Source organism: Streptomyces sp. NPDC018045 (genome assembly GCF_044327445.1).
Lineage (GTDB): Bacteria > Actinomycetota > Actinomycetes > Streptomycetales > Streptomycetaceae > Streptomyces.
The window spans coordinates 344,840-356,938 of record NZ_JBIRFL010000003.1; the positions used below are offsets into that span (position 1 = coordinate 344,840).

A 12,099-nucleotide genomic window follows, 5' to 3' on the forward strand; every position below is an offset into this window, starting at 1 on the left:
CGGGAGGAGGTGCCGGGGTGAGTATGCCCGAGCCCGTGGAGGACCCCTGGGCGGACGCCGGCCCCAGTGACCGGCTGCCCGCCGCGCGCTCCCGCCGGGGCGAGGGCAAGGGCCGTGGCCGCGACGACCGCCGCGATCGCGGTGGCGACGAGGAGGGCGGCTGGCCCTCCGGCGGCTTCGAGCGCGTACCGCCCCAGGACCTGGACGCCGAGCAGTCCGTGCTCGGCGGCATGCTGCTGTCCAAGGACGCCATCGCGGACGTCGTCGAGGTCCTCAAGGGCCACGACTTCTACCGGCCCGCCCATGAACTGATCTACCAGGCGATCCTCGACCTGTACGCGAAGGGCGAGCCGGCCGACCCGATCACGATCGCGGCCGAACTGACCAAGCGCGGGGAGATCGCCCGGGTGGGCGGCGCGTCGTATCTGCACACCCTGGTGCAGTCCGTGCCGACGGCGGCCAACGCGGAGTACTACGCCGAGATCGTCCACGAGCGGGCGGTCCTGCGCCGGCTCGTCGAGGCCGGCACCCGCATCACGCAGATGGGATACGCCGCCGACGGCGACGTCGACGAGATCGTCAACAGCGCACAGGCGGAGATCTACGCCGTCACCGAGCAGCGCACCAGTGAGGACTACCTCCCGCTCGGCGACATCATGGAAGGCGCCCTCGACGAGATCGAGGCGATCGGCTCCCGTCAGGGCCAGATGACCGGCGTACCCACCGGCTTCACCGACCTGGACTCCCTCACCAACGGCCTGCATCCCGGCCAGATGATCGTCATCGCGGCCCGTCCCGCGATGGGTAAGTCCACGCTCGCGCTGGACTTCGCCCGCGCGTGCTCCATCAAGAGCAACCTGCCGAGCGTGATCTTCTCGCTCGAAATGGGCCGCAACGAGATCGCGATGCGACTGCTGTCCGCCGAGGCGCGGGTGGCTCTGCACCACATGCGGTCCGGGTCCATGACGGACGAGGACTGGACCCGGCTGGCCCGGCGGATGCCCGACGTATCGGCCGCCCCTCTCTACATCGACGACTCGCCGAATCTGTCGATGATGGAGATCCGCGCGAAGTGCCGGCGCCTCAAGCAGCGCAACGAACTGAAGCTGGTGGTCATCGACTACCTCCAGCTCATGCAGTCCGGCGGCTCCAAGCGCGCCGAGAGCCGTCAGCAGGAGGTCTCGGACATGTCCCGAAACCTCAAGTTGCTGGCCAAGGAACTGGAACTGCCGGTCATCGCGCTCTCGCAGCTCAACCGTGGCCCCGAGCAGCGTACGGACAAGAAGCCGATGGTCTCGGACCTGCGTGAGTCGGGCTCCATCGAGCAGGACGCGGACATGGTCATCCTGCTCCACCGCGAAGACGCCTACGAAAAGGAATCTCCCCGCGCCGGCGAGGCCGACCTGATCGTGGCCAAGCACCGTAACGGCCCGACGGCGACCATCACCGTGGCCTTCCAGGGGCACTATTCGCGGTTCGTGGATATGGCACAGACCTGACGGGGGCTCGTGTGGGCAGCGGGTTTCATCGCGGAACCCTGATCGTCAGTACGGTCTGGGGCTAGACGTCTGAGACGGCTTGCCGGTGCGAGAGAGTGATTCGACGGTGAACCGGGTCGATGTCCAGGATCTTGACCAGTAGCGCGTCACCGACCTGGATGCCGAGCTGAGGAGTTTCCAGGTGCTCGCTGACCAATTCGGAGTCGTGCACCAGCCCCTCGAAACCGTTCTCCACCTCTTCAATACGTACGAATGCGCCGAACGGTATGAGTTTGGTGACGCGGCCGACGAGCGTCTGTCCAATCTGCCCGGTCAGTAGCTGCATTGGATCTTCGTGCAGGGCCTTGAGAGACAGTGATACGCGTTCGCGGAATGGGTCGACGTTGAGAATTTCGGCGTCGACCTCCTGACCGACGGAGACGATGTCGGAGGGGTGGTTGACGGGACGCCATGACAGTTCGGGGATATTGATCATCGCCTCGAAGCCCCCGATGTCCACGAAGGTGACGCCGAAGCCGGCGATCCGGGTCACCGTGCCGTTGACGATCTCACCTCGGTGAAGTGTCTTGAGAAAGGCCCAGTTCCGGTCGCTCGGCGTCGGCTCGGTCTGCCAGCGGGCCCGGACCACTCCGTCGCTGTCAGGCATGACAGCGGTGAACAGAGGCGCACGTTCATCGGCATACACGGGCAGGAGCGTTGCAGCGTCGGCATCGGATATCCGGGCGGCCAGCCCTGGGAAATCGTCCTCGTCAGCGACAGCGCTCTGGATCCGGCCGTCCCTCTCCTGCCAGACACATTCGACGAGGCCCTCGGTGGGGAGGGCACCGATGACTGCGTCAACGTCGGAGGACAAGCCCGGCCACACGGCCAGCCGGGCGCGGGGAGCAAGCCCGGCGCGAACGGTGTCGATGGTGTCGCGGGTGAGGCGGTGCCACCTGGAGGCGCCTTCGACGTACGTCTCTTCCAGTAGCCCGGCGCGGCATGCAGCGACCGCCCAGCGCAGACCGGCCCAGAATTCGTCGTCACCGGGCCGCTGGACATCTGCGTCATCGGTCTCCATCTCGTATGGAGAGGAATTCAGGCGTTCTGGGAACAGCCCCAGCGCGCGGGTTCGGGACAGTGCCTCCTCGCAGGGCCGGATACTTCCGATGTAGAGGTATTGGTCCCACCCCACATGGACCGCGAACGCGTCTGAGACCTCCAGTCGGCACCAGGCGCCGTTGTCGCGCAACATGGCGCGCACCAGCTCCAGCCCGATTTCGAGCGGTACTTCTGCCCCGTCGTGAAAACCGGTAGGGCCGGCAGAGAAGAGTCCGTCCAAACCAAAGCCATCCACCGGAGGCTCCACACCGAAGTGCGCGAAGGACGGGACCCGTGGTTCACGTACGGCCAGGTGATCGATGCCGGTGTCCCCGGCGAACGCCGCGACCGCTTGAAGGTAAGACGCCTCGACCTCACCGTGATCGCTGACGGTGTCCTCACTACCGGTGTAATGCCCGTGGTCACGGTCGTCGGGGTCGTACTTGGTGACGCGGTAGACGTAGGGGAGCTGCACCATCCCATCATCCGGCACGCTCCTGTTGCCCTGCGAGGAAAAGCCAAGGGAGGTGAGACAGAGGCGTAGGGCAACACCCCGAGACAGGTCAGGAACTTGCTGGTCAGCGCAACTCTCTATGACACGAGCCGCGTGATCCTACAGTCGGGTGGCAGGGCTCCATCTGCGATGTCACGGGATACTCACGCGACAGCTCGACGGCGGTCGGCGAGGCGAACTCGCTCTCGCGAAAGCGGACTTGTAACTGGCGGCCGCGTTGTCAGTGGTTGCTGTGAAGATGCGCTGCATGACTCCTTGGACGCTTGCCGACATCACGCATGCTGTTCGCTCGGGCTGGACTGCGGATACGTGTTCGGCTGATGACCTCGCCCGTGACCCCTGGAGTGCCGGCAATCCCGCCTGGGGCCAATGCGACATCACCGCTCTCGTTGTGCACGACTTCTTCGGTGGCGAACTCATGGTCGGTGAGGTGTATCTCGACGGTGAGCAGCATGGGTATCACTGGTGGAACCGCCTGCCCAGCGGCATCGAGATCGACCTCACGCAGGAGCAGTTCCGACGCGGCCAGGTGGTGTCCGGCGGCCGAGCCGTTCAGCGGCCCGTGGGCCGGCCGCCACGTCGTGGAGCGGAGTACGAACTGTTGCGTGGCCGGGTCTGGCATGCGCTGGGTCGGACGCCGGCGTAGATGATGGGGCGCAGTGCTGATCGGGCCCGGCTTTGACCTTCAGGTTGCTGGAAGCCCCACAATCGCGGTCATGGGCGAGAGCGAGGATTTGCTGGGCATCGGGGCGTTCGGCCGGCTGGTGGGTCTGGCTCCGAGCGCGTTGCGCTTCTACGACGACTGTGGGGTGTTGCGTCCCGCCAAGGTCGATCCGGTGAGTGGCTACCGGTTTTACGGGGTGGGGCAGGAGAGCCGGGCTGTGCTGCTCCGCAGGTTGCGGGAGGCGGGGCTGCCGCTGGTGGACGCCAGGGCCGTACTCGATGGGCGCGAGACGGAAGCGCGTACGGTGCTCCGCACGCACCTGGAGCGGACGCGGCAGACAGCGGATGCCGCGCGGGTGCTGATCGAGGAAATGCTGCGGGGGTTTCCGGCGGAGGCCCCACCGCAGCCCCACGGGTGGGCCGGGGTCGGGGGTGCCGAGCTGGCCAGCGCCGTACGGCAGGTGGGATCTGCGGTCGCGGACGCCGAGACGCGGGCGAGGTTCCCGGCCCTTGGCCGCGTACTGATCGAGCTGGGTGACGGCGAGGTGCGGTTGGCCGCCACGGACCGGTACCGGCTGGCGGTCCGGGTGCTGAGGGCGAGGACGACGGGCGGTGGTCCGTGCCGGGTGTTCGTCGAGGCGGGAGATCTGGCAGACCTGGCGGTGTGGACGCTGCGGCAGCAGCAGGTCGATGTCGAGGTGAACGGTGACGACGGGTGTCTGATCGGGGAGGGCGGGGAGCGCCGCACACTTGTGGGGCGTGCAGAGGAGTTTCCCGATTATCGGATGGTGCTGGAGGGGGTGGGGGACGTCCGGCACCGGATCATCGCGGACCGGGCGGTGCTCCGTGCGGCCGTCGCCGAGCGGGAGAAAGGGGCCGTCCTCACAATCCGGGTGGGTGCTCAGGAGGCGGTTGTGAGCGGGGGTGGGGTCAGTCCTGTCGTGGTGAGTGCGGTCTGTACGGGGCCGTCGTTGCGTATCGCCTTCGATCCGGCGGTGCTCGTCCCTGCTCTGGACGCGGGTGTAGGGCCCGATGCGCTGCTGGAGATTGCTTCCGGGATTGAGCCGGTGGTCGTGCGCTCCGCCGACCAAGGCAGCTTCACCACCTTGGTCATGCCGGTGCAGGAGCTTGTTTCACGTGAAACGGACTGAGGGGGAACGGTGGACGCGGGGAATCACGTGGTGCGGCTGTGTGCGCGAGGTATGGAGGCCGAGGCGCTGGGTGAGGACAACGAAGCGCGGCGGTTGTTTCTGCGGGCGTGGGAGGACGCGGACGACGATTACGAGGCGTGCGTCGCCGCTCACTACGTGGCCCGGCACCAGGACACGCCGGAGGACACACTCCGGTGGAATCAGGAGTGCCTGGACCGGGCGGACCGGGTGGGTGACGAACGCGTCAGCGGGTTCTACGCGTCCCTGTACGCGAACATGGCGCGCGCTCATCGAGAGCTGGGCGAGACGACCGTGGCGTACGGGTACTTTCAGCGTGCTGCCGAGCGGATGAGGGACGCGCCCGACGGCGACTACGGGATGTGGGTTCGGTTCGCGATTGCGGAGGGGCTGCGGGCATCGGTTGACGCCGCGGTGGTGGATGAAGCGCCGCATGACCGGAATGCCGTCGGCGCCGCGGGTGGACTGCTGGCCGATCTGCTGGCCAGGCTCTGCGCGCGGAAGGACCTCAAGGCGCTGGGGCTGATCCTGCCCGCGTACCTGGGAAACCTTGGTGCCGAGCAGGACCGTGAGCGGCTTCGTTCGGCGCTGCACATGGTCCATGCGGCGCGATGGCTGCCGGCGGAGGAGCAGAAGCTGCTCGGGAAAGCCATTGCGAAGCTGGGTGGGAAGGTTCGCTCACCGGTGGATGGCTGAGCCCGGAGGGAGGACTGGAGGGCCCGAGGTGTCGGATTGGGCGAGTTCGCAGCGCGGGTGGAGTCCGCCGGGGTGTGCGGTCGTGCTCGCCAGTTCGCTCAAGGCCTCCTCGGCGCGGGCCAGGTGGCCGCCCACCTGCTCCCGTACCTCCTGGAGCTGGGCGATACAGGCGTCCAACTCGGCCAGCTTGCGCCGGTAGACCTGGAGCGAGGCGGGGCAGGCGTCGCCTGCGGGGTGGCCGGCCCGCAGGCATTCCACGAAGGGCCGAGTCTCCTCCAGCTCGAAGCCGAAGCGCTGCAGCACCTGGATCTGCTGGAGCAGGCGCAGGTCCGCTTCGCCGTAGACGCGGTGGCCGTTGGCCGTGCGTTCGGCATGGAGCAGCCCGCGCGCCTCGTAGTACCGCAGGGTGCGCGTGGTGGTACCGGCTCGCTCGGCCAGTTCTCCGATCCGCATGTGTGCCCCCGTCCGGCCCGGTCGGTGCGGTTCCGGGCGCCAGGACGACCGTAGCCGTTGACGTCGACGTCACGTACACGGGTTCGGGCAGAGGCGCGGGCCAACTCGGTGGTGCGGGTGATGGGACAGGTGGTTCATTCTTGTCCGAAGCCTGGTTGATGAGCCGTCGAGGAGTGCCATGAGTGCGGAATCGCCCTACCCATCACAGGGGTTGGACTCGTACCAGGAGCTGAGCGACTCGGGTGAGCACGGCGCGGAGCGGTTCGGTGCGCTGTTGCCGGAGACGAGGCGGGCGCTGTGGCGTCGGCTGGCGATCGGCCAGGCCGAGGGGCGTGCGCCCTCGCTGACGGGGGCGGTCGTACGGGGTGGGCAGGTGGCATGGGCCGGGTCCCGCCGGGGCGCCGACGTCGGCGCAGCGGGCGGTGTGGACGTTCAGTACCGGATCGGGTCGATCACCAAGACGTTCGTCGCGGTACTGGTCCTGCGGCTACGGGACGAAGGGCTGCTCACACTGGACGACCCGCTCGGTAAGCACGTACCGGGCAGCGCGGCTCCGGACGCGACGGTCGCCCAGCTCCTCTCGCACAGTTCCGGGCTGTCGGCCGAAGCTCGCGGGCCCTGGTGGGAGCGGACGCCCGGAACGCTGCGGCAGGAGCCCGGAGACCTTTTCGACGAGGAACCGCGTCGCCTGCCCGCCGGGCGGCGGTTCCACTACTCCAACCCGGGATACGCCCTGCTGGGCACCCTGGTCGAGCGCCTGCGCGGTGGGACGCCCTGGGGCGATGTGCTGCGCCGGGAGGTGCTGGAGCCGTTGGGTATGAGCCGTACAACGCTCCAGCCGCAGGCCCCGCACACCGACGGCTGGGCGGTGCACCCCTGGGCGGACGTACTGCTGCCGGAGCCCGCCCAGGACACCGGCCTGATGAGTCCGGCCGGGCAGCTCTGGTCCACGGCTGAGGACCTGGGACGTTGGGCGGCGTTCCTGGCCCGTGGTGACGACCGTGTGCTCAGCGCTGCCACCCTTGCCGAAATGCGGGCTCCGGCCGTGCCTCCCGAGGGCGCGGTGTGGGCCGACGGCTTCGGACTCGGCCTCCAGCTCCTGCGGCGGCGCGGACGCCTGCTGTTCGGCCACACCGGATCCATGCCCGGCTTCGTGGCGTCCCTGTGGGTCGACGTGGCCGAGGACGTCGCCGGTATCGCTCTGGCGAACTGCACGTCGGGGCCGGCCATCAGCACCATCGCCGCCGAACTGGCCGGCATCGTCGCGGACCGGGAGCCGCGGATTCCCGAGCCATGGCGCCCGATGGCCGGGCCGTTGGACGAGGATCTGCTGGCCCTCACGGGGCCGTGGTACTGGGGCGCACACCCGTATGTGCTGCGGTTGGGTGCCGACCGGGGGCTGGAGATCTCGCTTCTGTCGGGCCCAGGGGGCCGCGCCTCGCGGTTCCGTGCGGAAGCTGACGGCACCTGGACCGGGCTGGACGGTTACTTCTCCGGTGAGAGGCTGCGCGTCGTCCGTACCGAGGACGGCGCGGTCAGTCACTTGGACGTGGGCACCTTCGTCTTCACCCGGGGCCCGTACGAGCCCGCTGGGCCGGTGCCGGGCGGGGTCGACGCGGAGGGCTGGCGCGGCCGCTGACGGGGACGCCGGGCCGGGGCCGGCGGACTCCTGCCACGGCGGGCCGACGTGGTGGGCATGGCGCGGCGCGGGTGACCGAGCCCGTACGGCAGGGGTGACGGCCCCGGACGTACAGTCGAGCCAGATATCAGGAGCCGCCGCACCGCGGCCCGCTACCGCTGGAAGGCCACCGTGACTGACGCGACCGCCGTGAACACGACCTCCGACGCCCCGGACCTGCTCGACCTGCCGCCGCTCACCGCCGGACACTTCGCGCGGATCGAGGACAAGGTCGCGGCGCTGATGCGGACCCAGGCCGATGTGGTGGCTACCCAGGGCGAGGCGCTGCTGCCGCTGGAAGCGTGCATCCGCTCCGCCGTGGGGCCCGGCAGCACGGCGCTCAACATCGTGACCGGACCATACGGCGAGACCTTCGGCGGCTGGCTGCGGTCCTGTGATGCCGAGGTCGTGACGATCAGCGCGCCGTTCACCGGGGCCGTGCGACCTGAACAGGTGGCGGAGGCGCTGCGGGACCACCCCGCCATCGACTTCGTGAGTCTGGTGCATGCCGAGGCGGCGACCGGCAACACCAATCCGGTCGCCGAGATCGGCGCCATTGTGCGGGAGCACGGTGCGCTGCTGATGCTGGACGCCGTGGCCTCGGTGGGCGCCGAACCGCTGCTCACCGACGAGTGGGGCGTCGACCTGTGTGTGATCGGCGGGCAGAAGGCGCTGGCAGGGCCGGCCGGTGTCTCGGCCGTCTCGGTGAGCGCCCGGGCCTGGGAGCGCATCGCGGCCAACGAGCAGGCTCCCCGCCGTTCCTACCTCTCGCTGCTGGACTGGAAGGAGCGCTGGATCGACGGTGGTCGTACCGCGCTTCCGCACGCTCCGGCGCAACTGGAGATGCTGGCCCTGGAGCAGGCCGTGGACCGTGTCGACGCGGAGGGCCTGAACGCCGTCATCACCCGGCACCGCGCGGCTGCCGCGGCGGTACGGGCTGGTGTGCGTGCGCTCGGCGCCCTGTCCCCGTACGTGCTGCGGGACGAGGACGCGGCCCCGGCGGCCACGACACTACGTGTGCCCGCGGACATGGACGCCCGCGAGATCGTCGCGGCTGCGCTGGACGCGGCGGACGGCACAGTCATGGTGCCCGTGCAGGCCGCGGCAGGAGCACTCGCCAAGGAGATGGTCCGGGTGAACCACTACGGTCAGGCGGCGGAGCGCGGCGTGGTGCTGGCCTCGCTCGCGGCGCTGGCGGCCGGCCTGCGGGTGCTCGGCGTCACGGTGGACGGTGACGGGGCGGCTGCGGCGGCGGGTTCGGCATGGGATGAGGTCATCGCGGGCTGAGGCGTTCAGCGCGTTCGCTTCGCGGCGGTGGTGCTGCGGGGTGGTGGGGGTGTCGTTTCACGTGAAACGACACCCCCAATTTTTTGTTGGCGGGCTCTGTTTCACGTGAAACAGGCTGCGCTGGTTGTTGGGCTGGTTGCTGATTGCTGATTGCTGATTGCTGATTGCTGATTGCTGGTTGTTGGGGTGGAGGCGCGCGGCTTGTATGGCGGCGCGGCGGTGCAGCCATGCGTCGAGGATGCGTTATTCGTGGCGTGCTCGGCCTTTAACGCCCTTATTTGCAGGCGCAGTTGAGGCGGATGGCGGACGTATGGGCGTTGTGTTCGTAGCGGCCCCCCTTTCAGGCGTACTCCGGTGGCAGGTCGGGGCAGTCGGAGACAGGCTGGAGGGTGGTGGCCCCGGGTGCCCCCCCCGGTGGCGGTGGCCGACGAGACCGGGTCGGCGGCCACGTCCGTGGCGCGTACGTCTGCTTCCGGAGTCGCCAGAGAACGGGCTGCCGGGGTCGTCGGGTCGCGGGTGGGGCCCGTACCGACCAGTCGTCCGCCAGGAGGCGGCGCAGTGGCAGGCCACCGCATCGGCGGGGCACCGACCGCCGCGTCACCGCACCAGCGGCCCGCCGCGCCGGTGGGCCACCCCATCGCCTTGCCGCCCCATCGCTCTCAGGGCACCGCGATAGCGCGGCGTGGGGGATCATGATTTGAGGCTCCCGTAGAATCGGAATATGCGACCCGGTTGAGCGCGGACGCTCGGCCCGGAAGTCAACGGTTCTCAGGAGGCTCGATGGCGGCGAGCGAGAAGGCAGCGCCGGCGCGTGCCGATGCGCGCCGCAACAGGGAGCTGGTGTTGCGGGCAGCCCGAACTGCCTTTGAAGAGCAGGGGCTAGGGGTCCCGCTGGGAGAGATCGCGCGGCGCGCCGGAGTGGGTACGGGGACCGTCTACCGTCATTTCCCTTCCAAAGATGCGCTGTTCAGGGCCACGGTCGCCGACCGGGTGCGCCTTTTCACGGACACCGCACGGGACTTGGTCGACGCTACGGATCCCGTCGCCGTCTTCTTCCGCTTCCTCGCGTCGGTGGTGCGGCTGGCGTCACGTAACAAGGCGTTGTGCGATGCGCTGGAAGCGGCCGGTGAGGGCGGGTACGAGCCCTCACCGCAGGTCGAGCGGGACTTCGCCGAGGCCCTGGGTGCGCTGCTCAAAAGGGCTCAAGAGGCAGGCGGTGTAAGGAGGGACGTCGACATCGATGATGTCCTGGCGCTGTTGGTCGGGTGCCTCTCGATGGAGCAGCGACGGTCGTCCTCGGGGGCGCCGCAGGGGCGCATGACGACGTTGTGGTGCGACGGGCTGCGGGGCGGTGGAGGCGTAACGAAACTGCCGCATCGAGGGCGAGAGCGTAACGAAACCCGGTGCGAGGTATGCGAGGAGCCTGTTCCGCCCGCACGTACGGGGCGGCCGGCGCGGTTCTGTGGCGGGGCCTGCCGTCAGAGGGCGTACCGGGACAGGGCCCGGGCGGCGCATATGCGTGGTCGGAGTGTGGGAAGCGGCTGAAGGGACGCTCCGTAGTACTGCGTGCTGCTTCGCGTTGTCTGGTTCGGCTGTGGCGCCGGGCGTGATGGCGACGCCGCGCGGGCCCGGATGTCCCGGACGCCCTGAAGGTGGTTTCGCGGGCGCCCTGGGACGGACGGGGCGGGTGTGAGGGTGCCGTGGGCGGGGCGGCGCCGGGTCAGAGGTGGAGCTTGAAGCCCAGGTGGGAAGCCTCGAAGCCGAGGTGCTCGTAGAAGCGGTGGGCGTCGACGCGCGTCGCGTCCGAGGTGAGCTGGACGAGTCGGCAGCCGAGGGTGCGGGATTCGGTGATCGCCCATTCGATCAGCCGGGTCCCCAGGCCGTTGCCCCGCTCGTCCGAGTGGACGCGTACCGCCTCGATGACGGAACGGCTGCTGCCGCGCCGCGAGAGCCCGGGAATCACGGTGAGTTGGAGCGTTCCCACCGGTCGCTCGCCGCGTACGGCGACGACCAGGTGCTGGTTGGGGTCGGCGGCCAGCAGTTCGTACGCCGTGCGGTACGGGGTCAGGTCGTCCGGGGTCTCGCGGGTGGCGCCCAGTGCGTCGTCGGCCAGCATCACGACGATGGCGGGAAGGTCGTCCTCGGTCGCGGGACGGATCTCGATGTCGCTCATGGGCGGGACCCTACGCACCCCTGCTCAGGCAGGCGGCGCGAGGGTTTCCACCGCGGTTACCAGAGGGGCCAGTTCGGGACGCTTTGCGGCATCCTGGAGTGCTTCGCGCAGTGCCGCGTCGTGCGTCGGCCGGGCCTCTTCGAGTAGCTGACGGCCCTCGTCGGTGACGTTGGTGTAGATGCCGCGCCGGTCGTCGGGGCACAGGTACCGGGAGAGCAGCCGGCGCTCTTCGAGGCGGGTGACCAGGCGGGTGGTGGCGCTCTGGCTGAGCACGACCGAGTCCGCGACCTGGTGCATCCGCAGGTGACCGCCCGGACCGTCGTGCTGCTCGCTGAGCACGCTCAGGACGGAGAACTCCCGGACACTCAGGTCGTGCCGCGCCTGCAACGCGCGCTCGATGTGCGACTCGATGCGGCCGTGCAGGGCGGAGAGGGCGCACCAGCCCTGGGCGAGGGCCGGAGCGGAACCGGGGCCGGAGTCGGAACCGGTTGGGCAGCCGTGCCCGGGGGCCGTCGCGTTCGCGGCTGAGCCCGTATTCGCCGATGAGCCCGTACCCGTACCTCTACCCGTATCTGCGGCCGAGCCCGTACCTGCGGCCGAGCCCGTGGCTGTGTCCGCATGCCCGGACGAGCCCGTCGCCGCGGCCCGACCCCGACGGCCGGTCGGGGCCGTCTCCGTACCCGAAGCCGTGCCCGTATGCACCTCCGCGCGCCCGTCGGCTGCCGGTTCCGGGCGGCGGCCGTTCTGCCGCGTCCGTCGCTGGTCCTGCCGCGGCGCCTGCCGGGTCTGCTGCGTCATCGAGGACCTCCTTACAGGTCGTACGACCCAGGATAGGACACCAGCGAAATAGCCCGCGCTTGCAAGTAACCAGCGTCTGCAATTATTGT

11 protein-coding genes are annotated in these 12,099 nt (G+C 69.3%); 7 read left to right on the top strand and 4 right to left on the bottom strand.

The window, feature by feature from the left end; genetic code table 11:
- Nucleotides 1–23: 23 nt before the first annotated feature.
- Nucleotides 24–1,499 carry a replicative DNA helicase gene (gene dnaB, locus ACH4EB_RS09125; RefSeq protein WP_030017091.1) on the top strand — a complete coding sequence of 492 codons (1,476 nt, stop codon included), beginning with the start codon at nucleotides 24–26 and terminating at the stop codon, nucleotides 1,497–1,499.
- A gap of 61 nt (nucleotides 1,500–1,560) precedes the next feature.
- Here the strand turns inward: dnaB and ACH4EB_RS09130 are convergent, their stop codons facing one another.
- Entirely contained in the window at nucleotides 1,561–3,057 is a 1,497-nt protein-coding gene (locus tag ACH4EB_RS09130) for a S1 RNA-binding domain-containing protein (protein WP_398346735.1), read from the bottom strand.
- 283 nt (nucleotides 3,058–3,340) lie between these two features.
- Between ACH4EB_RS09130 and ACH4EB_RS09135 the strand changes: the two genes are divergently transcribed.
- From ACH4EB_RS09135 to ACH4EB_RS09145, 3 genes are all read left to right on the top strand, one after another.
- Entirely contained in the window at nucleotides 3,341–3,739 is a 399-nt protein-coding gene (locus ACH4EB_RS09135; protein ID WP_398346736.1) for a hypothetical protein, read from the top strand.
- A 70-nt stretch (nucleotides 3,740–3,809) separates the two neighbouring features.
- A complete protein-coding gene (locus tag ACH4EB_RS09140) occupies nucleotides 3,810–4,907 on the top strand; it encodes a MerR family transcriptional regulator (RefSeq protein ID WP_398346738.1) in 1,098 nt (365 codons plus the stop codon).
- 51 nt (nucleotides 4,908–4,958) lie between these two features.
- On the top strand, nucleotides 4,959–5,621 hold the full coding sequence (locus ACH4EB_RS09145; protein WP_398346739.1) for a hypothetical protein: 663 nt from the start codon (nucleotides 4,959–4,961) through the stop codon (nucleotides 5,619–5,621).
- Here the strand turns inward: ACH4EB_RS09145 and ACH4EB_RS09150 are convergent.
- Nucleotides 5,604–6,074, bottom strand: coding sequence for a MerR family transcriptional regulator (locus ACH4EB_RS09150; RefSeq protein ID WP_398346740.1), 471 nt, complete (start codon nucleotides 6,072–6,074; stop codon nucleotides 5,604–5,606). The two genes, ACH4EB_RS09145 and ACH4EB_RS09150, sit on opposite strands and share 18 nt — an antisense overlap.
- A 178-nt stretch (nucleotides 6,075–6,252) precedes the next feature.
- Here ACH4EB_RS09150 and ACH4EB_RS09155 point away from each other — a divergent pair, with 178 nt between their 5' ends.
- The 3 genes from ACH4EB_RS09155 (at nucleotide 6,253) to ACH4EB_RS09165 (ending at nucleotide 10,584) form a co-directional block, all read left to right on the top strand.
- Nucleotides 6,253–7,713 carry a serine hydrolase domain-containing protein gene (locus ACH4EB_RS09155; protein ID WP_398346741.1) on the top strand — a complete coding sequence of 487 codons (1,461 nt, stop codon included), beginning with the start codon at nucleotides 6,253–6,255 and terminating at the stop codon, nucleotides 7,711–7,713.
- Nucleotides 7,714–7,884: 171 nt separating this feature from the next.
- Nucleotides 7,885–9,039 (top strand): pyridoxal-phosphate-dependent aminotransferase family protein, encoded by a 1,155-nt coding sequence (locus ACH4EB_RS09160; protein ID WP_398346742.1) that lies wholly within the window; start codon nucleotides 7,885–7,887, stop codon nucleotides 9,037–9,039.
- A 780-nt stretch (nucleotides 9,040–9,819) separates the two neighbouring features.
- Entirely contained in the window at nucleotides 9,820–10,584 is a 765-nt protein-coding gene (locus ACH4EB_RS09165) for a TetR/AcrR family transcriptional regulator (protein ID WP_398346743.1), read from the top strand.
- A 175-nt stretch (nucleotides 10,585–10,759) separates the two neighbouring features.
- Here ACH4EB_RS09165 and ACH4EB_RS09170 read toward each other — a convergent pair whose 3' ends face one another.
- Together ACH4EB_RS09170 and ACH4EB_RS09175 are read right to left on the bottom strand one after the other, a co-directional pair.
- On the bottom strand, nucleotides 10,760–11,212 hold the full coding sequence (locus tag ACH4EB_RS09170; RefSeq protein WP_398346744.1) for a GNAT family N-acetyltransferase: 453 nt from the start codon (nucleotides 11,210–11,212) through the stop codon (nucleotides 10,760–10,762).
- Nucleotides 11,213–11,236: 24 nt separating this feature from the next.
- The gene (locus tag ACH4EB_RS09175; RefSeq protein WP_398347059.1) at nucleotides 11,237–11,635 is read right to left on the bottom strand and encodes a MarR family winged helix-turn-helix transcriptional regulator; all 399 of its coding nucleotides are present in this window, start codon (nucleotides 11,633–11,635) and stop codon (nucleotides 11,237–11,239) included.
- Between the last annotated feature and the right edge of the window lie 464 nt (nucleotides 11,636–12,099).